This is a genomic window from Enterococcus sp. DIV0086 (genome assembly GCF_050498705.1).
In the GTDB taxonomy this organism is placed as follows: domain Bacteria; phylum Bacillota; class Bacilli; order Lactobacillales; family Enterococcaceae; genus Enterococcus; species Enterococcus faecalis.
Genome location: NZ_JBNIDN010000001.1, coordinates 500621 through 526260 on the forward strand (window position 1 = coordinate 500621; position 25640 = coordinate 526260).

The following is a 25640-nucleotide window of genomic DNA, read 5'->3' on the forward strand; positions in this document are numbered from 1 at the left end:
TTTGGGCACTATTCTTCTGGTAACCCATTATTTTTAATCACTGATTGGTACCAATAAAAACTATCTTTTTTAATGCGTCGTAAATCTTTTAACTCATGGTCTTCACGATTGACGTAAATAAAACCGTAGCGTTTTTTGAATCCTTGATGAGAACTTAAAATATCCATGACCGACCAAGGGCAATAGCCAAACAACTCAACACCGTCAGAAATAGCCGCATGACAAGCAGCAATATGATCATGCAAATACGCAATTCGATAATCATCATGAATTTTTCCGTCCTCTGTTAGGTGATCTGGTGTGCCTAAGCCGTTTTCTGTAATGATTAACGGCAAACGGTATTGACGATAATAATCATTTAAAACTAAACGTAGACCAGTTGGATCAATTTGGGCACCATACTTAGAGGTTTTTAAATGTTGATTTTTTTCGATTTTAAAATAACCGTATAGATCAAAATCAATGTCCTTTTCTTTCGAACCCAATGGGTGTTGCTCATCTGTCGGTAAATAGCTAGCAACTAACGTCCGATAATAATTAAGGGCGATAAAATCTGGTTTAGCGGCTTTCAGAATTGCTTGATCTTCTGGCTGTGTTTCGGGATAAATGCCGCATTTGGTCAAATACTCTTGATAGTAACCAGGGTATTCGCCAAAACAATACATTTCTAGAGCGTAATTCGTTTTAAAGTTATCATTCATACGAGCTGCCCAAACATCCTCAGGTTTATTGGAACTAGGATAAGTCATCGTTGAGGAAACAGAGGGACCGACTTTTCCCCCAGCGACCAATTGGTGACAATCATTCGTCGCTAACGCATGGGCAACAAACATATGGTAATCCATTTGTGCACGAATTTTTTCAGCATTTTCTGGTGCAACATCGTACATATTCATTCGTTCATCAACACGAATCATTAAGTTTTGTTCGTTCGTAACTTGCCAATTTTTGACTCGATCACCAAACGCTTGATAACAAACTTGCGCATAGCGTTGAAATGCGGAAACGCAGCGACGATCAACCCAACCATTGTATTTTTCCACCAATGCAAAAGGTAAATCAAAATGATAAAGTGTGACAAACGGCAAAATATCGTTTTCTAAAAGTGTATCAATGACGGCATTATAGAAATCGATGCCGGCTTGATTGATTTCGCCATCACCTGTTGGAATGATTCGTGCCCATGAAAGAGAAAAACGATAGGTTTTTAAGCCTAATTCTTTCATTAACGCAATGTCCTCTTTGAAACGATGGTAAAAATCGCTGGCGACTTTCGTATCTGCTTGTACAGCTGACTTTTTAAAAGAATTGTAATCAGCTACTGTTAGGCCTTTGCTGTCCTCATTCCAAGCGCCCTCAATTTGAAAAGCGGAGGAAGAAGCGCCCCATAAAAAATCGTTCTTAAATTGTTTAACCATTAGTTTTGCTCCTTTACTTGCATGAAAAATAAATTTGTTTGTGGTGTAATCTCTGTTTGTTTGGTTGTCTCAATTATAGCCATTTCCACAGTATTTGTTACGATGACTAAGACGGTTGGATCATAACCAGCAGCTTGGATGATTTGTTTATCAAAAGAGAGCAGTTTTTGTCCTAGTCTGACTCTTTCTCCTGCTTTTACGAACGTTTCAAATCCCCGCCCTTTTAATTCGACTGTATTGATTCCAATGTGAAGGAGGATTTCAGCACCATTGTCTAACTTTAAGCCAATTGCATGATGAGTTGGATATAAAGCCGTCACTTGCCCATTTCCTGGTGAAACAATTTGTTCCTCTGTCGGATAAATAGCTAGCGTTTTTCCCATTTGTTGAGAAGCAAAGACTTCATCGTTGATTTGGTCTAAAGATACGAGTTGTCCTTGAACAGGTGCTTGAATCCGTTGCTTTTCTTTGACTGTCGTTGCCTCTGTCTTTAGGACTGGTTCTTGACGTGACTCGTCGAGCGGTAAATCATTAAAGCCTAGAAAAATCGTTAATAGAAATGCACCAAAAAAAGCAATGCCACAACCTAATAAATAACAAATAAAGGCTTTAGTTCCAGCTTCTGCGTAAACTGGGATGGTCAAGAGTCCTTGGTTAGCGAAGGCTGTCCCGTAGGAACCGCCCCAGCCCATTAAGGCCCCGCCTGCTGCTCCGCTAGCCACCGCATAAATCATCGGTTTTTTTAGCCGCAAGTTTGCCCCATAAATGGCTGGTTCTGTGATACCAAATAATGCAGTCACTGTTGCAGAGGCAGCAACAGCTTTCAAGTCTTTATTTTTTGTGCGGACAAACACGCCAAATGCGGCGCCCGCTTGAGAAAAGTTCGCTGCACCAGCAAACGCTAGCAAATTTTGCCGTCCTGTTCGAGCGACATCATTAATCCCAATTGGCACAAGCCCACGGTGAGCCCCAAAAATGACTAAGACACACCAAATTCCGCCGATAAAACCGCCTAACAAGATGGGACTCAAATTCATTATATAATAATACAACCAATTCACGCCGTCACCTAAATAAATCCCTATCGGTCCAAATAATAATAAAGTGGCTGGAATCATTAAAAGTAATGACAGCGTAGGAACCATAATAATTTTTAGAACTTCTGGAATAACTTTTTCCAAAAAGCGTTGCACATAAGCTAACATAAAAATTGCAAGAATAATAGGAATTACTGTGGAAACGTAATTGGCTTTGGTCACATGTAATCCAAACAAGGTAACCGCTGATTCTTCAGTCATTAATGAAACGATGGTTGGATAACATAAGGTGGCACCAATTACCATGGCGATATATTCGTTTGTTTTGAAAACCTTAGCAGCTGAATAACCTAAAATAACTGGCATAAAATAAAAAAGTGCATCGGAAGCGGCGCTTAAAATAATATACGTATTCAAAGGTTTTAAATCGACCTGGTAAAAATTGTTTGCGACCATCACAGCAATAGCTAGAATTCCTTTTAACATGCCAGAAGCGGCAATTGCTGGTACGACAGGTGTGAAAATCGCGGCAACAGTATTTAAAATTCGATTACCTAATGAATTTTTTTCTTTTGTAGATGTTTTGGTCGTAAGTTGCTGAGCCAACAAAGGTTCTAGAGCATTATAAACATGCGCGACTTTATTGCCTAAAACCACTTGATACTGCCCGCCACTTTCAACAACAGAAATGACACCTTCTGTTTGTAGTAAGGCTTCTTTGTTCGCTTGTTTCGTATCTTTCAATACGAAACGCAATCGTGTATAACAATGTGTGACATCCACGATATTGTCTTTGCCACCTACGTCTTTCAAAATTTCTTTTGCTATTGCTTGGTAGTCCATGGTGACCACTCCTTATCTATAAAATAACGGCTCAATAAAAAAGACCAAATCACACATGCACGTTTCAGCAAACACACTCAATATTTGCTCGTCGTGAATGTCCCTTTGATCTGATCTACGTAATAACTATGTTTCTCACGATAGAATAGCTGATTGAATTTATTTTTAATTTACCATTATTTAGAGGGATTATCAATGAATTAGGTGTACGAACCTAAGATAAGCAGATGAAGATGAAATTGTCGTGCACTACACTCTATTTTAATCTTTTCCCACATAGCAAATACCATAGCAAACTGATTTTTTATGACCAGTTACTATGGTATGTTATTGTGTAATTATAAAACAGAGCTATCTATCTGCATGTTTAATTTAGCTAATAGTTTGTCTGTTCTATAATAATTTACTTGAAAATGGGTAAACCGACCTTTGTCAATAGAATATAGGTTATAGCCATAATTTTCTTCAAACCTTACAATCCCCTGACCTTCATCTTCGCCAACAAAAGACATGCCAGCTACCGTATAATAGGGAATCCCGTTTATGTGGTGTAAATACGGATGATGTGTATGGCCAGTTAATACACCTAAAATATCAGAACCTTTTAATAATTGAATGGTTTCCTCTGCTTCTGGCAATGTCGGCATACTACTTTGTTCCCTTAACAAATGATGATGCATGACTAACAGGATAGGCTTATCTGACAATTTTTTTAAAGTTGTTTGTAACCAATCTTTTTGTTCCTTATTCATATGGCCATCAGGATTGTCATGTTCTGAATTATCTAGACTAATAATGTGAAATTCTGGATAAGTTTGTACAACGTTATACGGTCGTTCAGTTCCTATTTGATTAAGCCAACCAATTCGAAAGTTTTTCTTTATATCATGATTTCCTAATGTCACAATCATCGGAATTCCCTGTAAGATAGTTTGTAACTTTTGTTTTAAAAAAGCATAGTCTTCTGGCTCACCGTCTTCTGTGAGATCACCACTGATAATTACTAAATCAATTTTTTTTATTTTTAATAGACTGGTTAAAGAGGACTCTAAGCGAATCAACGGATTTTCCATTTTGGTTAACATTCCTTTATAACCATCTTTTGCTTTTTCATAATTTCTACGAAAATGAATATCTGATAAATGTAAAATATCCATACTATCTCAATTTCTTTCTAATTAATTCTGTTACTTGATCTAAAACAAAAATTGTCAATACAACACCTATTAATAGAATACTCACTTTACTCCAATTTCTTGTTTGAATCGCAAAAATTAATGGTGCTCCAATGCCCCCAGCACCTACTAAGCCTAAAGTAGCTGCACTTCGAATAGCAATTTCAACATGATTTAATATCAGAGAGCTATAAATAGGTAGTAAAGAAGGGATTCGCACATAAAATAACTTTTGCCAAAAATTTGCCCCCACAGCATCCATACTTTCGATCAATTTTTCATCCATACTTTCTAATTCTTCTGTGAACAACTTACTCAACATCCCAATTTGGTGAACACCAATTGCCATTACTCCAGCAAATGGGCCGGGCCCCAAGACTTTTACAAAAATAATTGCTAAAATTAATTCTGGAAAAGCGCGTAAAATATGGATACCAAGCTTGCCAATCTTTGTTAAAAAAGGTGCAGATGGCCACAAATTAACGGCACTAAATAAAGTTACTGGTATTGCTAATACAGTTGCAAAAGAAGTACCCAAACAAGCAATTGCAACCGTTAAAATAAGTAAACTTACTAAATCTTCCCCACTCCCATCGTAGACAAAGGACCAATCTGGATGACCCAATCCAATAAATACATCTATCGCCATTTTTAAAGAAAATGTTTGAAGTCCTGTATAATCGATTCGTGTAAGTGTAATGAAAAATAGTAAAATTAGTACTACTGTTGATACTATTTTCTTTTTACTTATTTCTGTTATGATCATAATAACGTTCTCCTAACATATGCACTCAACCAATCAACAACTATTTCCATTACCAATATGACTAGAATGATGATACCCACGCGATCATATTTAGCTAAAGAAAGGGAGGTGTTTAAAATAATCCCAATGCCTCCAGCACCTACATAACCCAATACTGTGGATGCACGAACATTTACTTCAAAGGCGTAAAAAGCATACCCAAAAAATTGACTGGCTACTTGCGGGAAAATAGACCATACAGCAATTTGTAATTGAGTGGCTCCTGTTGCTTCGGTAGCTTCAATTGGCCCTAAATCAATTGTTTCAATTGCCTGAAACATTAATTGTGATAACATACCAAAAGTAAAGATGGTAATTGTCAGGACACCTGTTGCTTCACCAATACCAAAAATCGCCACCATTAATGCCGCAAGTAAAAGTGTCGGAATTGTCCGAATCAAACTTAGAAAAAATCTTAATATTAACAACCCTATTCTGTTTTTTGTGACAACATTTGAGGCTAAAAAGCTAAAAGGAACTGCTAAAAGGAATCCTAGTATCGTGCCTAAAAAAGAGATTTCCAATGTCTTGATTAAAGGTGTAATAATTTTGGGTAAAAATGAAAAGTCTGGTGGGAAAAATTGCTGCAAAAAGCGACCAATTTGGCTGAAATTAGTAAGAATTTCAGTAAAATCCGCACCAGTAACAGCAATACTACTTTCTATACAAATAAATATAATAAACAATATAAATAGTTTTTTATACCATAGAAAATGGATAGTATCTTTTATCTTCATACGTTGTTCTCCGCCATTTCTACTTCTTCAAAGATTGCCATTCCGTAAATTTCTTCTAAACGAGTATCAGTCAATTGTTCTGGAATCCCATCAAAAACAACTTCACCACTTTTTAAAGCAATAATTCTTGTGGCATACTCCCGTGCTAAAGAAACAGAATGTAAATTTATAACGATAGTTTTCCCTAGTGTCTGATTAATCGTTTGTAAATCGTTCATCACTTTTTTTGTCATAATAGAGTCCAATGAAGCTACGGGTTCATCTGCCAAGATGATCGGCGCCTGTTGAACCAACGCACGTGCAATAGAGACACGTTGTTGCTGTCCGCCACTTAATTCATCACTACGTGTATGCAGTTTATCCACAAGTCCGACAGCATTTAAAGCTGCCGTTGTTTTTTGATAGTCATCCTTAGTAAATAAGCCAAAGATACTTTTCCAAGTAGAGTAATAGCCCAAACGCCCAGAGAGAACATTTTTTTGTACAGAGCTGCGTTTTACCAAATTAAAATTTTGTGAAATAAGACCAATTTGTCGGCGAATCAAGCGCAGCTTTTTTTTCTTAGCCTGAGTAATTGACTGATTGTTTATATGAATTTCACCTTCCGTTATTTCCACTAGTCGATTAATCGACTTCAAAAAGGTGCTTTTCCCAGCACCACTCAAACCAATAATGGCAACAATTTCGCCTTCCTTAATTGTCAAGTTAATATTTTGTAATCCTTGTACCCCGTTTGGATAGGTTTTAGATACATTAGTAAAAACAATCATTTTGATACTCCTTTAATTGATTAGATTAGTCTTAGTGATTATTCTGCTGCTTTTTCTGTATATGCACGGATTGTATTATATGCATCATCTGCTGCTTCTTCATAACCTAAATGCCCCCATAAATTCATAGCTTCTTTTCCTTCAGGGTCATTTTTCATCTCTAAAAATGTTTCTTTGATCTTTTCTTTTAGATCAGTTGACATTTTTGGATTGACTGCAATGGCATCGTTAGGGATATCACCTTTTGTTAAATAAAGGACACGTAATTCTTTGGTTAAATCTTTACCTGGAAAGGCTGCATTAAAAACATTTCGCGCTCCTTCAAAAACAAAGGCTGCATCCATTTGGCCGTTTAAAACGGCAGTAATTTCGCTGGGAATATCATTTACCGTCGTTAAAGTAGCTTCTTGTACGGGATCAATTCCTAAATCTTTTAACTCAGCGACAGGATAAATATAGCCGCTTGCAGAATTAGGATTCAATGTTGCGATTTTTTTATTTTTTAAATCTTTTAATTCTTTTAAATTACTATCATTACGGACTAAAACTTCACCTTTAAAGGTTGTCGCTAAAACATTGTCTAAAGGCTTCCCTGTTTTTTGATCATAATCTTTCAACTGTGAAGTTAAAATCGCGTGCGCCGCGTGCATATCTTTTGCACGTACGTAGGCTGCAGGTGGCATGATTCCTAAATCTACTTTTCCAGAATCCATTGCTTCAGAAATCGTCGAGTAATCTGTTGCTAAGGTTACTTCCACTTCACGATCTAATTTTTTTGACAAATATTCTGCAAAAGGTTTTGTCTTCGCTTCCATACTGCCATCATTATTCGTAGGCACAAATTGAACAACTAATTTATCTGATGTTACTTCTTTTTTCTTTGCTTGACTCATGCCACAACCGCTTAACCCTAGAATAAGTAAACTTCCCAAAACAATTGATGTCACTTTTTTTAAACGCATTTTTTCTCCTCCTAAAAATAAATGTTTCGTTTACAAAGGAAATCATAGCAAACTTTTAAAGTATTAAATAGAGACACAAGTCCTTATTTACACTTTATTTACATACAATTAACAAAAATAACAAAAAAATATTCGTTTTTTATCTGGAAATATTTTATAATGAAGCTAACAATAAATAAAGGTGCTGACAGTTTTTATGAAATATTTGAAAAATAGACAGAAATTACAAGAATATATTGATTTATATCAATTGCAGAGTTACATGGATACACCATTAGCAGAAATTGGCCAATTAGTAACATTTGAAAAATTCGAACATTTAATTGAACTCGATCAATCCTCTAACCATTTATACTTTCTTTTGGAAGGAAATGTTATGATTTATACGCCTACATTAGAAGACCAGAAAGTTTGCATCAGCTATACTCACCCAATTGCGCTCTTAGGCGAAGCCTCTTCTTTATGGAAAAAATCACCAAAAAGTAATGTTTTGGCTAATACTGCGTGTCTTTGTTTATGTATTCCGTTAAATGAACACCGCACAGTGTTACAGAATGATTTACTTTTTTTACAAACCATTTGTCTTACCTTAAGTGAGCGACTTAACTCTGGTGCACTTCTGGCTTCCTCTTTGATAGAGCCTGTTGATGTTCGCTTAGCAAAATATATTTTAGCGCATCAAAAGAATAGTTATTTCAATTGTAAACTAACCACTTGTGCAACTACATTAAACGTTAGTTATCGTCATTTAACACGCCTCATTACACAATTTAAAAAAGAGGGCCTCATTCAAAAAGAGCAACAAGAGTACCTCATCCTTAATCCAGAAAAATTGACAGATATAGCAAAAATGAAACGATAAAAAAAAACTAAGAAATTAGATTTTTATCTAATTTCTTAGTTTTTTATTAGTTAATCATTCTTTGACTAGCGTACAGCTGTTTAAAAGATATTTTTTACAAGACTGGGGACAACAAGCGTGAAAAGTTTTGCTTGAAGCGTAGCCAGTACCCTTGTTTTTTAATTATCTCGTCGGTTAGTAAGACACTTTTTTCTATATCTTCTTCAAAGACTTGCGCTAACATCCACGCAATGTCGGGATTGTAAATAAACGTACTTACCTCAAAATTCAATGAATAACTGCGAATATCTTGGTTTGTTGTCCCAACCATAGCTAATTCATCATCAATCACCATTGTTTTTGCATGAATAAACCCACTATCATAAATATAAATTTTAATGCCGCGTTTGTGTAAGTAATTCGCGTAATATTGTGTTGCGCGGTAAATAAAGGGATGGTCAGGCATACAAGGAATCATAATTCGCACGTCGACACCTGAACGAACCGCCACTAACAACGCATTAATCATACTATCGTCAGGGATTAAATACGGTGTTTGAATCCAGACACTCTTTTCTGCAGAAAAAATCATCCGAACAAACCCGCTTTTCAAAATTTCTTCTTCTGAATCAGGACCATCTGAAACAACTTGTAAGGACAAATGCTCCACTTCATGATCTTCTGGTAATTTAAAATATTTTTCATGATACGTCATACGTTCTTCAGGATATTTGACTGAAGCATTCCAATCCATGATAAATATCTCTTGCAATGAAAATACGGCCGTCCCGACCAAACGAATATGGGTATCTCGCCAGTAACCAAATTTTTCGGTGACATTCAAATATTGATCCCCAACATTGAACCCGCCGGTCCAGCCAATTTTCCCATCGATGACAACAATTTTTCGATGCAAGTGATAATTTAGACGTGTTTTACGGATCATATCGCGAGAAGTAATAAAGGGAGCTACTTTTCCTCCAGCGTCAACGTAACGAGCAAAAAACTTTTTATTTGCGCCGGGTGAACCCCAAGGATCGCAAATTAAGTAAACTTCCACGCCTTCATGCAACTTTTCGATTAATACATCTAAAAATTGATTGCCAATTGTGTCATTAAAAAACGCATAATACTCCACATGAACGGTTTCTTTCGCTGCACGAATATCTTCAAATAATGCTTGGAATTTTTCTTGGCCATCTGTGAATAATTGCAAACTATTTCTTTTGGCCAACGGTGATGCGTCCATATTCCGGAAATAACGATTTAAAACTTTCGCATCATAAAGTAAATCATAACGTTTATCGCGCCCTGCTTTTTTGTTATCGATGTCCACTTTTTCTTTAATTCGTTGAACCATTTGTTTTTCATCATCAGACAATTTAAAAACTTCTTGTCCATCGATACCTCGCCCACAGAATAAGTAAATAATAAAGCCAATACCAGGCAAGAAAATCAACGTCATCATCCATGCTAAAACGCTGGAAATACTACGAGGTTTTCTAAAAACAGTAATTAAGGCAGCAATAACGTTAATTACTAATAAAAATAACAAAATCCAAACAAAAATTTTCATTGCTTACCTCCTTCTTACTTCATACTAAGATTATATCAAATAACAGTTAAATTAGGCGAATAATATGAGCGAGTATTCAAAAAAGAATTCATTTCTATAAGTGTTTCGCCTTTGATTCTCAGTTTTTCTGTACTATAATGAGGGCTGGATGTAAAGATTTTGAAAAGAGGTACTTATTTTATGGTCGTTGATTTGAAAATGTTAGCCATGATTTTTATCATTAATTTTGCGTATATTACCTTAAATACTATTCGTTTTATGTTAACGATGAAAGGTTATCGGGTTATTGCACCGCTGGTTAGTATGGCTGAAATAACAATTTATGTCTTAGGGCTGAGTATGGTTCTGAATCGGTTAGACAATCCTTTAAATTTACTTGTTTATGCGCTTGGTTACGCTGTTGGCATTAGTGTAGGAATTAAAATCGAAGACTATTTGGCCTTGGGTTATATTATGGTATCGGTTATCCTCCCTTCTACTACTGAACAATTTCATTTACCAGAAACACTTCGTGAACACGGCTATGGTGTTACGCAAAGTGTCGCCTACGGACGCGAAGGAGAACGAATGGTTTTAGAAATTCTTTCCCCAAGAAAAAACGAACGTACATTGTACAAATTAATCAATCAATTAGAGCCGAGAGCATTTATCATTTCCTATGAGCCTAAGTTCATTTCCGGTGGTTTTTGGACGAAAAAAGTTCGCAAAAGAAATGACGCCATTTCTCACTAAGAAGCGGCGTCATTTCTTGTTATTGATTTTTAGTTTACATAATAAAATTATCGTAACTTTAATTTATTCTAAGATAACTTAGAGAGTTCGTACCTAGTTGCTCAATCAATTGTTGCATAAAAACTAAGCGTTCGATGGCCGATCGGTTAGCAATTTTTTCATAATAAAATGCTAGAATATCCGACTGTGCTTCTAAAGGCTCGGCTTGTTCCGTTGCTACTGGTAAAAGGAGTTTTAAGTGGTCCTGGTCAATCGTAATCACTTGGGTCAAGTGCAAACTTTCTTGAAAAATATTAGGCACAGTACTGACTTTGCGGCCTCGCAGAGCTTGTTTAATGACTCTTCTCGCTTGCGAAAGATAGTATTCAGGATTTACGTCCCCTAGCAAGTCATATAAAGCGCTGAAGGCTTCTGGCAAGGCTTCCTCTTTGCCCAAATAATCAAAATAACGAGGCATTGTTGGAACCTCTGTCTTTTCTTTTTCAAGCGTAATTATAGATAGTTGTGCCGAGGCCAATCTTTGTTTTTGATAAAATGAGAGGCCACCGCTCACGCCAAAAAAATAGTCTTCCTCTTCTGGAAACACTTGTGGCCAAAAAGATTCAGTTAGCCAAAATAATTGCTCTGTTACAGTTCCTTTAAACTTAGGAAGTTCGTCTTCAGCCAAGGTCAAACTCGCAACTTCAGCTGCCGTATAAATAGGAAAATTCAAACGATATTGACGATTTTCCCGAATGATTAACTGACAATCAATCATTTCTGATAAAAATTGTTCTAACTTGGCTTCTGTTGCAAAGGCCGCTTTTAATTGTCTTAAAATGATTCTTTCTTCTCGATGTTCATACATAAAAGTAACAAGAGGGAAAAAAAGTGATTGGTTGAGCAAATGATTGTATTGTTTCGTTTGTTGCGGAGAATGATAGTAAATTGCTAAATCATTCATGTTAACGCCCCTTTACTATTGAAGCGCCTAAGCAACAAGGAATTTATCGCGTTGCTTAGGCGCTTACGGTTTTAGTTAAAGACTTCTGTTAATTGTGGTACTACTTGTTTTTTACGAGAAACAACGCCTGGTAAGAACGCACGATTGTTAACTAATGTTACATTGAACGCTGCTTCAATTTTGGCTTGTTCCGCACCAATCGCTAATAATTCAGAATCACTGTCTAGGATATTCGTAATAATTAAGACAAACAAGTCATAATTATTGGCTGCATTTTCTGCGGCCATAGCTGCTTCTAATTCAGCTTGACGATCTAAAACTTCTGCTAAATCGACGGTATTTACTTGAGCAACGCGAACTGTTTTGCCGTTCATTGGGAAGCTCTTAGCATCTAAATCTAAAAGAACTTCAGCTGATTTATCGCTTAAATTTGTTCCTGCTTTTAATAAGTCAAGACCATAGCCTTCTAAATTAATTTCAGCAATATCAGCTAGGGCGTGCGCTGCATCGATGTCTTCTTGTGTGCAAGTTGGTGATTTAAATAATAATGTATCAGAAATAATCGCTGAGACCATCATACCAGCAATTTGAGCTGGAATTGTCACGTTATTTTCTTTAAACATTTTATAGATGATTGTACTGGTACACCCTACTGGTTCTGCACGATAATACAATGGATCTGCTGTTTCGAAGTTGGCAATCCGGTGATGATCCACTACTGCTAAAATGTTTACTTCAGCGATATCTGAAATGCTTTGTTGGAATTCGTTATGATCCACTAACATGACTTGGTTTGTTTCGCTAGCTGCTTCAGTGACAACACGTGGTGCTTCAATATTAAAATAATCTAAGGCATATTGAGTTTCTTCACTTGGTGTTCCTAAAGCGACAGCTTCTGTCTCTTTTCCTAATTCTTTTTGTAAGTAAGCAAAACTAATTGCTGCTCCGATAGCATCTGTATCAGGATTTTGGTGTCCAAAAACTAAAATTTTTGACATAATACACACTCCTTGGTTTTGATTCACTCTTAATGATAACAAAAAATAGAAAAGAAACAACAAAAAAATTGTCTTCTTTTCTATTTTTTCGTTTGTTAACGTGCTAGATAACCTTGATAGTCCTCGACATGTAGTAGTTTTTTCGCATTTTCAACACGATCATTTTTAGGAGGCTCAATTCCTTCTAATGGATAAGGAATACCTAGTTCTTCCCATTTGTACTTGCCCATCGTATGGTAAGGAAGCACTTCAACTTTATCTACATTGTTTAATGTTTTTATGAAGGCATCCAGACGGATTAAATATTCGTCGTAATCACTACGTTGAGGCACCAATACGTGGCGAATCCAAACAGGTTTGTCAATTTCAGATAAATAGGTAGCCATCTCTAAAATATTATCATTTGATTGCGTTGTTAACAGTTTATGCTGCTCGTTATCAATATGTTTGATGTCAAATAAGAGTAAATCTGTATACTTCATCAATTCATCAAATTGACTAATGAAGGGTTCTTCCCGAGTAAAAGGTTTGCCACACGTATCTAAGGTTGTATGAATGCCTTGTGCTTTGGCTTTTTTAAATAAATCGATTAAAAAGTCCATTTGCAATAGCGGCTCACCACCACTGACAGTGATACCACCCTTTTCGCCCCAATAAGAGCGAAAACGTAATGCTTCCTCTAATACTTCGTCAGTCGTCACCACACGACCACCGGAACCAATTTTCCAAGTATCTGGATTATGACAGAATTGACATCTCATGCGACACCCTTGTGTAAATACGATAAAACGGACACCTGGGCCATCAACGGTACCAAAATTTTCTGTTGAATGAATTCTACCTGTAACTGGTGTTGTCATAATGATCCCTCTTCTTTCAAACGAAAAGGATGACACGTTGAATGTCACCCTTTCAGTTAAATAATGTAAATGTTTTTTATAGTCTGTCGTGTGAAGTTCTTGAAATAACGTCTGCTTGTTGTTCAGGAGTTAAGTCACGGAATTTCACGGCATATCCAGATACACGGATAGTTAAGTTTGGATATTTTTCTGGATGTGCTTGTGCATCTAATAATAATTCGTTTGTAAATACGTTTACGTTTAAGTGGTAACCACCTTTATCGAAGTAGCCATCTAATACGTTACGTAAGTTGTTAATTCTTGTGTCGTCGTCTTTACCTAAACCATTAGGGTTGATGGTTTGTGTATTAGAAATACCATCTAAAGCGATTGTATATTCTAAACGAGCTGTTGAGTTTAATGAAGCTAACAAGCCATTTTTCTCACCTAAGAATTTACCGTCTTGATAACTTGGGTTCGCACCTGGTGCAAGAGGTTTGCCGGCACGACGTCCGTCAGGCGTGTTCCCTGTTGCTTTACCATAAACAACGTTTGAAGTGATTGTTAATAATGAAGTCGTTGGTTTAGAGTTACGGTATGTGTGTTGACGTTTAATTTGTGTCATAAAGTAATCTAAAATCCAGTTAGCCATTGCATCGGCTTCTTCGTTATCGTTTCCGTATGTTGGGAATTCTTTTGTTGGTACATAATCAATTGCCATACCATCTTCGTCACGGATTACTTCTACTTCACCGTGTTTAATTGCCATGATACTATCAGTCGCATGAGAGATTCCGGCAATACCAGTTGCGAATGTCCGTTGTAAATCAGTATCCATTAAAGCTAATTGTGGTGCTTCATATGCATATTTATCATGCATATAATGAATAATGTTTAATGTGTTAACATACAATTCAGCTAACCAGTCTAAGATGTCTTTATAGCGTTCCATGAATTCGTGGTAATCTAATTTGTCACCAGTCATTGGACGATATTTTGGTGCTACTTGCATTTTAGTTTTTTCGTCGACCCCGCCGTTAATTGCATAAAGAACAGCTTTCGCTAAGTTCGCACGAGCGCCGAAGAATTGCATATCTTTACCCATAACTGTTGCAGAAACACAACATGCGATTGCACAGTCGTCAGAACCCCAGTTTTCACGTAATAAGTCATCGTTTTCAAATTGGATAGATGAGCTTTCTTTCGCGATTTTAGCTGCATATGTTCTGAAACCTTCTGGTAAGTGAGAAGAATACAATACAGTTAAGTTAGGTTCTGGAGATGGTCCCATGTTTGTTAATGTGTGTAAGATACGGAAGTCATTTTTGGTAACTAATGAACGACCGTCAATACCCATACCAGCAATAGATAATGTTGCCCAAATTGGATAACCAGAGAATAATTGGTTGTATTCTGGTGTACGTGCAAATTTAACCATACGTAATTTCATGATTAAATGGTCAATCATTTCTTGTGCTTCAAATTCAGTGATTAAACCTGCTTCTAAGTCACGTTGGATATAGATATCTAAGAATGCTGAGATACGACCAATTGACATTGCCGCACCATTTTGAGATTTAATGGCACCTAGGTAACCAAAGTATAACCATTGGATTGCTTCTTGCGCATTTGCAGCAGGACGAGAAATATCGAAACCATAAGAAGCAGCCATTTGTTTTAAGTCATTTAACGCACGGTATTGTTCAGAAATTTCTTCACGTAAGCGAATAACATCGTCTGTCATTTCTTTGTTACCAGTGTTATCATGATCTTTTTTCTTTTGTTCCATTAAGTAGTCGATACCGTATAATGCGATACGACGATAGTCACCGATAATACGGCCACGGCCATAAGCATCTGGAAGACCAGTAATGATTTTGTTTTTACGTGCTAAACGCATTTCAGCTGTGTAGGCATCAAAAACACCTTGGTTATGTGTTTTTCTGTATTCTGTGAAGATTTTTGTCATTTCTTCGTCAGTTTCATAACCATTTGAAACTAAGGCATTGTTCGCCATTTTAATACCACCGAATGGCATAAATGCTTGTTTTAATGGTACATCTGTTTGTAAACCGACAATTTTTTCTTCTTCTTTGATTAAGTAACCAGGTTCATGTGACGTAATAGTTGCTGGGATATCGCTATCCATGTCATAAACGCCATTTTTTTCATGTTGGATTTCAAATAATTCTTGTAGTTTTGTCCATAATTTGTCAGTGCTTGGAGCGATTGGTTCTAAGAAACTGTCGTCGCCTTTGTACTCTGTGTAGTTGTTTTGAATAAAATCACGAGTGTCAACGCTTGTTCTCCATTTGTCGCCTTTAAAGCCTTCCCATTGTTTCATGAAGTGTTTGCCTCCTTAGTTAACTGCTACTTGATTGTATGTAACAGCTTTATGTGATTAGTATAACACATAACCTTTTAGATGCAAGCGTTTTTTTATTATTTATTGCACTTTCTTAATAAATAAATGGGGAGCGAAGATTCTAAACGCTGATATATAAACATTTATACTTGTGAAAATAAGAACGATTTATAGTTGTTATCACTTGTGAAAAATGTACTTCTGTATTAAAAACAGCAGCCATCTGTATTAATACAGATGGCTGCTGTGGAGATATTTATAACACAGTTTAGTTTGTTTGTTCTTCTTCAATCACTGCAGAATGCATCTCGTGGACTTCCATTACTTGGCCATCTTTTTGTTCATCGATGACAAAGGAACCGTTGGATGTTCGTTCACTGATTGGATAGTTTTTCGACTGAATAACTTCTTGTGTGCCTTTTTGCGTAGTAACTAATAAATCTAAATCGGTACTTTCAGACATAAAGACAACACGATGTGGATTTTTCTTCAATTCCCGCAAGACCATTAGTCCACGTTTTGCTCGTCCTAATTGTGTTAATTCTTGGGCTAACATGCGTTTAACACCGCCACGTTGGGTAACGATGACAATCGGTGTATCCCCTTCAGAATGAACCAGTAAACCATTAACGACATAATCGTCTTCTTTGAGGTTCATTGATTTAACTCCAGCCGCTTTACTACCCACGACTGGTACTTCATATAATGGATAACGTAAGCCAAAACCGCGATTGCTAACGAGGAAAACATCCAATAAGTCTTGATCATTTGTTAAATAAACATTGGTAATTTCATCTTGGTCTGATTTTAATTTCATACAAGATGTCGGGCGGCTCTTATAAGTGCGCCAAGGCTCAAAATCAGCCATTTTGGTTTGTTTAATCATGCCAGCTTTTGTAATGAAAACAAAGGTTTTTGTCGGACTTAACTCTTTATAAGGATATACAGCAATAATCGATTCATCGATAGCAAGATTTAAAATGGTTTGAGAAATATGTTCGCCAATTTCTTTCCAGCGTAAATCTGGCAACTCATGGACGGGGCGATAGATCATATTCCCTTTATTTGTTACTAGTAAAAGATGATCTAATGTATTGACTTCGCCAGCATATAATAAAAAGTCGCCTTCTTTCATGCCGATTTCTTCTGGTTTTGATGCTGTATAAGAACGAATACTACTCCGCTTGATATAGCCTTCGTGCGTCACGGTTACGACCACGTCTTCCTGCGCAACTAACACGGCTGTTTCAATCTTGATTTCTTGGATTTCCTCTTCAATTTGAGTTAAGCGCGGATTGCCATATTGCTTTTTAACTTCGCGAAGTTCTTTTTTCATGACTGAGAATAGTTCTTTTTCATTGTTTAAAATGTTCAATAACTCAGCAATTTGTTGTTCTAAAGTTTTCGCTTCTTCTTGTAAATCAGTAATATCTGTATTAGTTAAACGGTATAGCTGTAAAGTAACGATTGCTTCAGCTTGTTCTTCAGTAAACGCATAGTCGGATACTAAGTTCTTCTTCGCATCTTTTTTATCTTTACTGCCACGGATTGTTGCAATCACTTTATCTAAGATAGACAATGCTTTAATTAAACCAGCAACAATATGCTCACGTTTGCGAGCTTTGTCCAACTCAAATTGACAACGGTTAATGATAACTGATTTGCGATGCGTAATGTAACTTTCTAAAATCCGTTTTAGTCCCACTTGTTGCGGGGTCATGTTGTCAATGGCTACCATGTTAAAGTTGTAATTGATTTGCAATTCAGTGTTTTTAAATAGATAATTTAAAATACCTTCTGCATTGACATCTTTTTTTAGTTCAACAACAATTTGCAAGCCAGTTCTGTCACTTTCGTCACGAACTTCGGCAATGCCGTCTACTTTTTTATTTAAACGGATTTCATCCATCTTCTTCACTAGCGTTGCTTTGTTGACTTCATAAGGAATTTCAGAAATGACAATTTGTTGTTTGCCGCCTTTTAAGGGCTCAATCTTTGTCTTCGCACGTAAAATTACTTTACCACGGCCGGTTTCGTAGGCTTTTTTAATTTCTGCTTTTCCTTGTAGGATCCCACCTGTTGGGAAATCTGGTCCTGGAATGTATTCCATTAATTTCTCTAAACTTGCATTAGGATGATCAATTAAATACACAGTTCCATCAATGATTTCCGCTAAATTATGCGTAGGAATTTCTGTTGCATAGCCTGCTGAAATCCCCGTTGAGCCGTTTACCAATAAATTAGGATATTTGGCTGGTAAAACAGTGGGTTCTTTTTCTGTATCGTCAAAATTCCAGACGAAATCGACGGTATTTTTGTCGATATCTTTTAACAACTCACCACTTAACTGTGATAAACGAGCTTCTGTATAACGCATCGCCGCTGGTGGGTCGCCATCCATACTTCCGTTGTTTCCGTGCATTTCAATTAGTACTTCCCGTAATTTCCAGTCTTGACTTAGACGGACCATCGCTTCATAAATACTACTGTCGCCATGGGGATGATAATTCCCCATAATGTTTCCGACAGATTTTGCTGATTTACGAAAGCCTTTATCAAAGGTATTGCCGTCTTTATTCATTGAAAAGAGAATGCGGCGTTGTACTGGTTTTAGCCCATCTCGAATATCTGGTAGGGCCCGTTCTTGAATGATGTATTTGGAATATCTTCCAAAACGATCGCCCATTACTTCTTCAAGGGTTAATTCTTGAACTTCTTGGCGTTTTTCCAAAATTGTCACTCCCTACTCTATGTCAAACAAACTGATTTCAGTGTCATCGGTTTGTTCTGCTTCTTTTGTTTTTTCCGCATCTAAAAGACTTTCTCCTGTTGGTGCAGAAGTGTCTTCTTCTGAACGATCTAAAATACTGCCATCTTCTTCCAACGTAAATTGAACATGTTGTTCAATCCATTTTCGACGAGGTTCGACTTTGTCGCCCATTAATGTGGTCACACGGCGTTCTGCTTGAGCTGCATCATCAATCCGAACACGAATTAAGGTTCTAGTTTCAGGATCCATCGTTGTTTCCCAAAGTTGTTCTGCATTCATTTCCCCCAGACCTTTATAGCGTTGGAGCATATAGCCTTTACCAACTTTATCAATCACTTCTGCCAATTCACCATCGGTCCAAGCATACTCAATGACTGATTTTTTTCCAGTTCCTTTAGAAACTTTATAAAGAGGTGGTAAGGCAATGTAGACTTTGCCGGCTTCAATTAATGGTTTCATATAACGATAGAAGAACGTTAATAGCAACACTTGAATATGGGCACCATCGGTATCCGCATCGGTCATGATGATGATTTTATCATAATTACAATCTTCAATTGAAAATTCAGGACCAACGCCTGCGCCAATTGTATAGATCATAGTATTGATTTCTTCGTTTTTCAAGATGTCTTGCATTTTCGCTTTTTCCGTATTAATGACTTTTCCTCGTAGCGGTAAAATGGCTTGGAATTTCCGATCGCGTCCTTGTTTTGCTGAACCACCGGCCGAGTCTCCTTCGACAAGATATAATTCATTTTTCTTAGGATTTCTGGATTGAGCCGGTGTTAATTTTCCAGAAAGTAACGATTCACCTTTTTTCCGTTTTTTACCGTTCCGGCTTTCTTCACGGGCTTTACGAGCCGCTTCACGGGCTTCACGGGCTTTAATCGCTTTCCGAATTAATGATTGACTCATTTCACTGTTTTCTTGTAAATAGAAGCCCATTTGTTCGCCTACGACGTTATCGACAACGGTTCTTGCTAAAGGTGTACCTAATTTCCCTTTGGTTTGGCCCTCGAACTGTAGTAAGTTTTCTGGTACTCGAATAGAAAGGACGGCTGCTAAGCCTTCACGGAAGTCGCTACCTTCTAAATTTTTATCTTTTTCTTTTAATAGTCCTACTTTACGTGCATATTCATTGTACGCCTTTGTCATTGACGTTTTCATACCGACTTCGTGGGTACCGCCATCTTTTGTGCGGACATTGTTAACGAAAGATAAAACATTTTCAGAATAGCCATCGTTGTATTGGTAAGCTAATTCAACTTCAATACCTTCTTTGGCTCCTGAAAAATAAACAACGGGTGTTAATGTATCTTTTTCTTCATTTAGATAGGCAACAAATTCTTTAATGCCTTCTTCGTAGTGAAAGACTTCTTCTTTGGGTTCTTCCCCACGTTCATCCGTTAAAGTAATTTTGACGCCTTTTAGTAAGAAAGCTGATTCTCTCAAACGTTCTGCTAAAATTTCGTAAGAAAAATTTGTCGTAGAGAAAATGGTGTCGTCAGGTAAAAAAGTAACGGAGGTGCCGTTGCGTTTTTTTGTTTTGCCGATTTTTTTTAAGGTACCAACTGGTTTACCGCCGTCCTCAAATCGTTCCATGTATTCTACGCCATCACGAACAATATGAACTTCTAACCACTTAGATAAGGCATTAACAACACTGGCACCCACCCCATGGAGTCCGCCTGAAGTTTTATAGCCACCTTGGCCAAACTTACCACCCGCATGTAAGACAGTAAAAATTACTTCTACTGTTGGGATACCAGAAGCATGCATCCCTGTTGGCATTCCGCGGCCAGAGTCTGCAACACAAATACTATTATCTTTTTGGATAGTTACGTTGATTTCATTCCCGTAGCCAGATAACGCTTCATCGACTGCGTTATCGACAATTTCATAGACTAAGTGATGGAGTCCACGGCTATCGGTTGAACCGATATACATACCAGGTCTTTTCCTCACTGCTTCCAATCCTTCTAGGACTTGAATAGAGGCATCATTGTACTCATTGTTAATTTTTTTAGCCAAAGAAAAAACTCCTTATACTTAGATTCTCGTTTAGTTAATAAGCGTACATTAACTATTTCTTAAAGAATTAGAAGAAGAGTGAGCCGGTTTCTTGCGTTTTCCGTTCGCTCCTTCTAAAACCATCATTACAATAATACTCTATCTGGGTCAAAAAAAAAAGAGCTTTCCGTTCAGGACGCTCTTTCTTTATAAAATTACACGTGTTTATTCAGCATCTGCCATTTTTGCCAATTCAATTTTAATACAACGGTCCATAATAACTTGACGACCTTCATTTAATAACAAGTTCGCTGCCTCTTCGTTTTCCAAACCTAGTTGGGCCCAAAAGACAGGCGCTTCTGTTTTCAATGTTTCTGCGGCCACTTCTGGCAAAAATTCACTCCGCCGAAAGACGTCAACAATATCAATCTTTTCAGGAATCTCTGTTAATGCCCCATAAACCGTTTCACCAAGCACCGTTTCACCTTTTAAAACTGGATTGACAGGCAATACACGATAGCCATGTTGCTGTAAAATTTCCGCAATTTTGTAACTCGTACGGTCGGACTTGTTACTCAAACCAACCACCGCAATATTTTTTGCTTGTTTTAAAATATCAAAAATTTGATTTTGACTTGGATTCTCAAATGTCATTCACTCAACCCCTTTTTTTCGTTCTTATCTATTATAACGCTGAGTAAAGGGTTTTGGCAAAATTATTCTCTGAATACCGGTAAAATAATTATTGGCTTTGCCAATCTGCTGGATAAGTCACGTAGACAAAGCGGGCATCACCCGTCACTGAAAATTGAATTTTGCTACTTTTCGGGATTAAAATAATTTCGCCGGCTGTTGCAGAAATTTTACGTCCGTCAATCAGTATATCTAATTGTCCTGAAATAATATAATCAATTTCATCGTATTCTAGTGTCCAGTCGAAGGTGGTATCTTTCATCACCATTAAACCGCAACCAAGGCGCGGGCTTTCTTCTAAAGAAAACAGATCTTTTGTGTAAACAATGTCCGCTGGGTTGCCTGTATCTAAGCGATCGTCTTCTGTTACGTCGATTTCGGGTAATTTGATGGACATAATTCCACTTGGATCCACTTGTTTAGTCGGCATTAATTTTTCTGTGACAATTTGTCGAACAAGCGTTTCAATCATTTCACGATTTAATTCTGTCATATTTACACCTCATTATTTCACTTCTGTTTCGGGTTTCCCTAGCATTCGATTTGCCATAAAGATAGCCACAAAAATGGCGGTAATCCCTCCAACTAATTTGCCAACAATCATTGGAAAAATCATTTCTTTTGCTACGCCTGCAGTAAAACCAAGGTGGTCACCTAAAACGAAAGAAGCCGAAACAGCAAAAGCGATATTAATAATTTTTCCTCGATTATCCATGTCTTTTAACATTTGGAACATAGGAATATTGTTAGCTAATGTAGCAACCATTCCTGCAGCCGCTACTTCATTCATTCCTAAAACTTTTCCTAGTTTCATCAATGGTTTATTAAAGGCTTTCGTAATCACAGCTACTAAACAGAAAGCGCCAGCTAAAGTTAAAGCAATCCCGCCAACGACTTCAATTCCTTCAGTAACTGGTGCAATGCCAGGAATCACTGTAATTCCTAATAATAGTTGAATCGCCCCCACAACTAAACCAAAGATAGCGACAATCACTACGCCTTGGCCAAAAATTTGGAAGCCTTTAATCATGCCCTTTGGCGCTAACCATAAACCTAAAATAATTAAAGCGGCAACAATAATAATTGGAATTAAGTTAGGAATAATCAATGACAATGGCATGCCAGCTGTTAAACCACCTGCTAATAAACCAAAAGGAATTGTAATAATCCCGCTCAAAACACCCGTTGCTAAGAATTGTTGGTCGTCTTTTTGGATAATGCCAAGCGCTACTGGAATTGTAAAGACTAACGTTGGCCCCATCATTGCGCCTAAGATTGCCCCCGCAAATAAACCAGCTTGTGGATCATTGGCTAATTGTTGCGCTAACGCAAAGCCGCCCATATCATTGGCCAATAAGGTTGTGGCAAACATTGCTGGATCAGCCCCTAGTAATTCATAGACAGGAACGACAATCGGACTTAAAAGATTGGCTAAGACAGGCGCTAAAGTGATAATCCCTACCATAGAAAGCGCTAGAGAACCCATAGCCATAATCCCTTCCTCAAATTGCTCCCCTAAACCTAGTTTGTTGCCAATACATTTATCGATTCCTCCAATAATCATGAAAAGAACCATAATATACATAATAATTTCATTAATGCTCATGTCTCGTCCTCCCTATTCTTCCTCTGTAGAATCAATGACACCAACAATCATTGCATCAATTGGGACATTCGGATCTTCTGCCGAAATACGGGCAGCATTGCCTTGACTAATTAACACTTTGTCCCCGACACCAGCTCCAGCGTTGTCAGCAGCAATTAAAAATCCTTGCTTTTCGTCCTCTTGATTCAAAATATCAACCATCATAAATTTCCAGCCATTTAATTTTTCATCTTTTCTTGTTGACCAAAGGCTACCAGTCACTTTTCCTAAAAGCATCGTTTTTCCTCCTTACGTCAGCAATTGATGTTTCCTAGCATAATCTTTCGCTAACGGGGTTAAATAGGCGTTTTTACTTAAAGAAACACCTGCTTCTGTCATTCTTATCAATTGTTTTTCAGTAATGTAGGTTCGTTTGGTCTCAGCCAAAGAACGAAGTTGTTTTTGACAGGCCGCCTGAAACATAGCATAATTTTCTGAATCATGATAAAAAATCAGCCCAAACTGTTGGCACGTGTCCACGTTTTCCTGAATCGTTCGTTTCAAACGATACTTCAATCGTGAATTTTTAGTCACTGAAGGTATTGGGGTTAAAACCAATACCGGCTTACCTTCAAATAAGAATGCTAAGATGTTTTTGACTAATTCATCTGTTTCCTGTAAATGCGCAATCGCATTTACTTGGGAAATCGTTAGCCTCTTTACAACCAAACCTCGTGCTAGCTTCTGCTCCTTGGTTACCCAATTTACATCAGGAAAACGAATAAACATTTCTTCAGGAAATGCTTCTTTTGCTTCTGCTAAAGCCACTGAATAAGACGACGACAGCAATTGTTGACAAATTTGATCAGTAATCTGTTGAATCAAATTTTCCATTTCAGAAACGTTCATTGTCCTTCCTCCTTTTACTTAAGAATATAGCCACGAGCTCCTTTGGTTAAGCCGCAAGCGTTGGCTTCATCGTAGTCAATGTGCATGTACGTTGCAAATCGCGGACTGATTCGCACAACCACATCATCAAAGATTAACGGACGTGTGCCTTCCACTTTGACTTGCACAATTTGGCTATTGCTTACTTTATTTTTTAAGGCATCTTCTGGTGTCATGTGAATATGACGTTTGGCAACAATTAAGCCGTGACTTAATGTCACAACTGCTGATCCGTTCATCAGCGTGACGCCAGGTGTCCCTTCTGTCTTGCCACTCTCTCTAACTGGGGCATTAATTCCTAAAATACGCGTATCCGTCATAGAAACTTCGACTTGTGATTCGCTACGTTCAGGGCCTAAAATAACCACATTTTGAAAAAGTCCTTTAGGTCCAGCAACCGTAATTCGTTCTTTACAAACGAACTGTCCAGGTTGTGATAAATCTTTCACTTTTGTTAGTTGATATCCTGGTCCAAATAATGCATCAATCTCTTGACGAGACAAATGAACATGTCGGCCAGAAGCTTCAACTTCAAAAGTATTTTGTTGTTGTTGCTGAATTCGTTTAACAACTTCTTCAACAATTTCATTCATTGAATCCAATTTGTTCATCTCCTAGTTTCGTGATATTTCAGCCATGGTGCTAATTAATTCTGTAGCCCAAGATTGAAAAAGGCCGAACAGTTGTGATTCTCCTTTTAACTTGAGAATAATTTTATCTAGTTGTAATTGAATTTCTTTTGAGGAATAGCGCCATTGTCTCTGTTGGTTAGTTAGAATAGTTACCTTTGATTCCAAAATGACTGGTTCCATTACAATCGACTGTTCTAAAATAAACTTCTCTAACCACTGTTGTTGTTGTTCGAAATATAACCAACCTTCTGTTGATAACGCTTCATTCGTTAAGAAAGGCAAATACAATAGATGGCTTAAGTGCCGAATCTCATAAATTGTTTCTTTCGATAAATGTTCTTGTTTTTGTGAGGAGGCCTTCACTGAATGAACCTCAGAAAGCAATGGGTTTGTTGAAGAGAAGCTGCTATTAATCCGATGCTCGCGTAGATAGCTTTTGGCGGCTGGCGTCAAAAAACTGCCTACAGGAAACACAAAATCCGTGCCATCTTCTAGTTCTTTTTTTAGCCTTTTGATGCGAAGCATATCTTCTGTAATAACTGTCATAACACCCCTCCTCAATGAAAGTTTAGGACAGAAGTAATGAACCTACCTCTGCCCCAAAAAATCAAAATTATAATTCAGTTGTTGCGTGTGGTAAAATAGCGTCTACTTCTGTATGTGGACGTGGAATTACATGGACAGATAATAATTCGCCAACACGTTCTGCTGCAGCAGCACCAGCATCTGTTGCTGCTTTCACGGCACCAACGTCACCGCGAACCATTACTGTAACTAAACCGCCACCGACTTGTTCTTTTCCAATTAAAGTAACGTTTGCCGCTTTCACCATTGCATCGGCTGCTTCAACAGCACCTACTAAACCACGAGTTTCGATCATTCCTAAAGCATTTGTACTTGACATTATAATTTCCTCCTAAGATGTATGTTTTATTTTTAAAAATTTGGGACAATTATCAAT

The 25640-nt window shown here is 37.3% G+C and carries 24 protein-coding genes; 2 read left to right on the top strand and 22 right to left on the bottom strand.

Translation table 11 applies throughout. The features are described from left to right. Positions 1-8: 8 nt before the first annotated feature. The 7 genes from IGI63_RS02360 to IGI63_RS02390 form a co-directional block, all read right to left on the bottom strand. The gene (locus IGI63_RS02360; RefSeq protein ID WP_429975239.1) at positions 9-1418 is read right to left on the bottom strand and encodes a glycoside hydrolase family 1 protein; all 1410 of its coding nucleotides are present in this window, start codon (positions 1416-1418) and stop codon (positions 9-11) included. Further along, positions 1418-3298, bottom strand: a complete 1881-nt coding sequence (locus tag IGI63_RS02365; protein WP_429975240.1) for a beta-glucoside-specific PTS transporter subunit IIABC — start codon at positions 3296-3298, stop codon at positions 1418-1420. Before IGI63_RS02365 ends, IGI63_RS02360 begins: the two co-directional genes overlap by 1 nt. Before the next feature lie 338 nt (positions 3299-3636). After that, entirely contained in the window at positions 3637-4455 is an 819-nt protein-coding gene (locus IGI63_RS02370; RefSeq protein WP_002389125.1) for a metallophosphoesterase family protein, read from the bottom strand. A 1-nt stretch (position 4456) separates the two neighbouring features. Further along, entirely contained in the window at positions 4457-5239 is a 783-nt protein-coding gene (locus IGI63_RS02375; protein ID WP_429975241.1) for a PhnE/PtxC family ABC transporter permease, read from the bottom strand. Continuing rightward, positions 5236-6015, bottom strand: a complete 780-nt coding sequence (gene phnE, locus IGI63_RS02380; protein WP_002360273.1) for a phosphonate ABC transporter, permease protein PhnE — start codon at positions 6013-6015, stop codon at positions 5236-5238. Before phnE ends, IGI63_RS02375 begins: the two co-directional genes overlap by 4 nt. Next, positions 6012-6785 (bottom strand): phosphonate ABC transporter ATP-binding protein, encoded by a 774-nt coding sequence (gene phnC / locus IGI63_RS02385; RefSeq protein ID WP_429975242.1) that lies wholly within the window; start codon positions 6783-6785, stop codon positions 6012-6014. The genes phnE and phnC overlap by 4 nt, the downstream gene beginning before the upstream one ends. Positions 6786-6823: 38 nt before the next feature. Next, on the bottom strand, positions 6824-7747 hold the full coding sequence (locus tag IGI63_RS02390; protein ID WP_429975243.1) for a phosphate/phosphite/phosphonate ABC transporter substrate-binding protein: 924 nt from the start codon (positions 7745-7747) through the stop codon (positions 6824-6826). 196 nt (positions 7748-7943) lie between these two features. On the opposite strand from IGI63_RS02390, the gene IGI63_RS02395 reads away from it, so the two are divergent. Next, positions 7944-8609, top strand: a complete 666-nt coding sequence (locus IGI63_RS02395) for a cyclic nucleotide-binding domain-containing protein (RefSeq protein ID WP_429975244.1) — start codon at positions 7944-7946, stop codon at positions 8607-8609. 94 nt (positions 8610-8703) lie between these two features. Here IGI63_RS02395 and cls read toward each other — a convergent pair whose 3' ends face one another. Continuing rightward, positions 8704-10164: a cardiolipin synthase gene (gene cls, locus IGI63_RS02400; RefSeq protein ID WP_429975245.1), complete on the bottom strand. Its 1461-nt coding sequence runs from the start codon at positions 10162-10164 to the stop codon at positions 8704-8706. 180 nt (positions 10165-10344) lie between these two features. On the opposite strand from cls, the gene IGI63_RS02405 reads away from it, so the two are divergent. Next, on the top strand, positions 10345-10896 hold the full coding sequence (locus IGI63_RS02405; RefSeq protein WP_002361848.1) for a DUF2179 domain-containing protein: 552 nt from the start codon (positions 10345-10347) through the stop codon (positions 10894-10896). Between the two features lie 58 nt (positions 10897-10954). Here IGI63_RS02405 and IGI63_RS02410 read toward each other — a convergent pair whose 3' ends face one another. The 14 genes from IGI63_RS02410 to IGI63_RS02475 all read right to left on the bottom strand — a co-directional run bounded on the left by IGI63_RS02410 (position 10955) and on the right by IGI63_RS02475 (position 25583). Continuing rightward, positions 10955-11839, bottom strand: a complete 885-nt coding sequence (locus IGI63_RS02410; RefSeq protein WP_016626662.1) for a DUF1803 domain-containing protein — start codon at positions 11837-11839, stop codon at positions 10955-10957. A gap of 71 nt (positions 11840-11910) precedes the next feature. After that, positions 11911-12837 (bottom strand): manganese-dependent inorganic pyrophosphatase, encoded by a 927-nt coding sequence (locus tag IGI63_RS02415; protein WP_002360265.1) that lies wholly within the window; start codon positions 12835-12837, stop codon positions 11911-11913. A gap of 95 nt (positions 12838-12932) precedes the next feature. Further along, positions 12933-13697 carry a pyruvate formate-lyase-activating protein gene (gene pflA / locus IGI63_RS02420; protein WP_002357530.1) on the bottom strand — a complete coding sequence of 255 codons (765 nt, stop codon included), beginning with the start codon at positions 13695-13697 and terminating at the stop codon, positions 12933-12935. Between the two features lie 76 nt (positions 13698-13773). Next, complete coding sequence (pflB, locus tag IGI63_RS02425; RefSeq protein WP_002357529.1) at positions 13774-16020, bottom strand: formate C-acetyltransferase; 2247 nt, start codon at positions 16018-16020, stop codon at positions 13774-13776. A 289-nt stretch (positions 16021-16309) separates the two neighbouring features. Further along, positions 16310-18772, bottom strand: a complete 2463-nt coding sequence (parC, locus tag IGI63_RS02430; protein ID WP_002357527.1) for a DNA topoisomerase IV subunit A — start codon at positions 18770-18772, stop codon at positions 16310-16312. Between the two features lie 12 nt (positions 18773-18784). Next, a complete protein-coding gene (parE, locus tag IGI63_RS02435; RefSeq protein ID WP_002381887.1) occupies positions 18785-20842 on the bottom strand; it encodes a DNA topoisomerase IV subunit B in 2058 nt (685 codons plus the stop codon). A 204-nt stretch (positions 20843-21046) separates the two neighbouring features. Then, a complete protein-coding gene (locus IGI63_RS02440) occupies positions 21047-21475 on the bottom strand; it encodes a CoA-binding protein (RefSeq protein ID WP_192189697.1) in 429 nt (142 codons plus the stop codon). 88 nt (positions 21476-21563) lie between these two features. Then, complete coding sequence (locus IGI63_RS02445) at positions 21564-22007, bottom strand: ethanolamine utilization protein EutQ (protein WP_002357522.1); 444 nt, start codon at positions 22005-22007, stop codon at positions 21564-21566. Between the two features lie 12 nt (positions 22008-22019). Then, the gene (gene eutH / locus IGI63_RS02450; protein WP_429975246.1) at positions 22020-23120 is read right to left on the bottom strand and encodes an ethanolamine utilization protein EutH; all 1101 of its coding nucleotides are present in this window, start codon (positions 23118-23120) and stop codon (positions 22020-22022) included. Between the two features lie 12 nt (positions 23121-23132). Next, the gene (locus IGI63_RS02455) at positions 23133-23396 is read right to left on the bottom strand and encodes a EutN/CcmL family microcompartment protein (protein ID WP_002357519.1); all 264 of its coding nucleotides are present in this window, start codon (positions 23394-23396) and stop codon (positions 23133-23135) included. Positions 23397-23408: 12 nt separating this feature from the next. Beyond that, positions 23409-24008 (bottom strand): TIGR02536 family ethanolamine utilization protein, encoded by a 600-nt coding sequence (locus IGI63_RS02460; RefSeq protein ID WP_429975247.1) that lies wholly within the window; start codon positions 24006-24008, stop codon positions 23409-23411. Between the two features lie 14 nt (positions 24009-24022). Further along, positions 24023-24658, bottom strand: coding sequence for an ethanolamine utilization phosphate acetyltransferase EutD (gene eutD, locus IGI63_RS02465; RefSeq protein ID WP_002357516.1), 636 nt, complete (start codon positions 24656-24658; stop codon positions 24023-24025). A 3-nt stretch (positions 24659-24661) separates the two neighbouring features. Then, on the bottom strand, positions 24662-25225 hold the full coding sequence (locus tag IGI63_RS02470; protein ID WP_429975248.1) for a hypothetical protein: 564 nt from the start codon (positions 25223-25225) through the stop codon (positions 24662-24664). 67 nt (positions 25226-25292) lie between these two features. After that, the gene (locus tag IGI63_RS02475; protein WP_002357513.1) at positions 25293-25583 is read right to left on the bottom strand and encodes a BMC domain-containing protein; all 291 of its coding nucleotides are present in this window, start codon (positions 25581-25583) and stop codon (positions 25293-25295) included. Positions 25584-25640 lie beyond the last annotated feature (57 nt).

Bases quoted from the DNA above. Each gene is read 5' to 3' on its own strand.
- IGI63_RS02370 (WP_002389125.1), bottom strand. From the start codon at position 4,455: ATGGATATTTTACATTTATCAGATATTCATTTTCGTAGAAATTATGAA.
- IGI63_RS02390 (WP_429975243.1), bottom strand. From the start codon at position 7,747: ATGCGTTTAAAAAAAGTGACATCAATTGTTTTGGGAAGTTTACTTATT.
- pflA (WP_002357530.1), bottom strand. From the start codon at position 13,697: ATGACAACACCAGTTACAGGTAGAATTCATTCAACAGAAAATTTTGGT.
- IGI63_RS02360 (WP_429975239.1), bottom strand. From the start codon at position 1,418: ATGGTTAAACAATTTAAGAACGATTTTTTATGGGGCGCTTCTTCCTCC.
- phnE (WP_002360273.1), bottom strand. From the start codon at position 6,015: ATGAAGATAAAAGATACTATCCATTTTCTATGGTATAAAAAACTATTT.
- IGI63_RS02460 (WP_429975247.1), bottom strand. From the start codon at position 24,008: ATGAACGTTTCTGAAATGGAAAATTTGATTCAACAGATTACTGATCAA.
- IGI63_RS02375 (WP_429975241.1), bottom strand. From the start codon at position 5,239: ATGATCATAACAGAAATAAGTAAAAAGAAAATAGTATCAACAGTAGTA.
- IGI63_RS02470 (WP_429975248.1), bottom strand. From the start codon at position 25,225: ATGACAGTTATTACAGAAGATATGCTTCGCATCAAAAGGCTAAAAAAA.
- IGI63_RS02405 (WP_002361848.1), top strand. From the start codon at position 10,345: ATGGTCGTTGATTTGAAAATGTTAGCCATGATTTTTATCATTAATTTT.
- IGI63_RS02365 (WP_429975240.1), bottom strand. From the start codon at position 3,298: ATGGACTACCAAGCAATAGCAAAAGAAATTTTGAAAGACGTAGGTGGC.
- IGI63_RS02475 (WP_002357513.1), bottom strand. From the start codon at position 25,583: ATGTCAAGTACAAATGCTTTAGGAATGATCGAAACTCGTGGTTTAGTA.
- IGI63_RS02395 (WP_429975244.1), top strand. From the start codon at position 7,944: ATGAAATATTTGAAAAATAGACAGAAATTACAAGAATATATTGATTTA.
- eutH (WP_429975246.1), bottom strand. From the start codon at position 23,120: ATGAGCATTAATGAAATTATTATGTATATTATGGTTCTTTTCATGATT.
- phnC (WP_429975242.1), bottom strand. From the start codon at position 6,785: ATGATTGTTTTTACTAATGTATCTAAAACCTATCCAAACGGGGTACAA.
- eutD (WP_002357516.1), bottom strand. From the start codon at position 24,658: ATGAACAAATTGGATTCAATGAATGAAATTGTTGAAGAAGTTGTTAAA.
- pflB (WP_002357529.1), bottom strand. From the start codon at position 16,020: ATGAAACAATGGGAAGGCTTTAAAGGCGACAAATGGAGAACAAGCGTT.
- IGI63_RS02440 (WP_192189697.1), bottom strand. From the start codon at position 21,475: ATGACATTTGAGAATCCAAGTCAAAATCAAATTTTTGATATTTTAAAA.
- IGI63_RS02410 (WP_016626662.1), bottom strand. From the start codon at position 11,839: ATGAATGATTTAGCAATTTACTATCATTCTCCGCAACAAACGAAACAA.
- IGI63_RS02455 (WP_002357519.1), bottom strand. From the start codon at position 23,396: ATGCTTTTAGGAAAAGTGACTGGTAGCCTTTGGTCAACAAGAAAAGAT.
- IGI63_RS02445 (WP_002357522.1), bottom strand. From the start codon at position 22,007: ATGACAGAATTAAATCGTGAAATGATTGAAACGCTTGTTCGACAAATT.
- IGI63_RS02415 (WP_002360265.1), bottom strand. From the start codon at position 12,837: ATGTCAAAAATTTTAGTTTTTGGACACCAAAATCCTGATACAGATGCT.
- cls (WP_429975245.1), bottom strand. From the start codon at position 10,164: ATGAAAATTTTTGTTTGGATTTTGTTATTTTTATTAGTAATTAACGTT.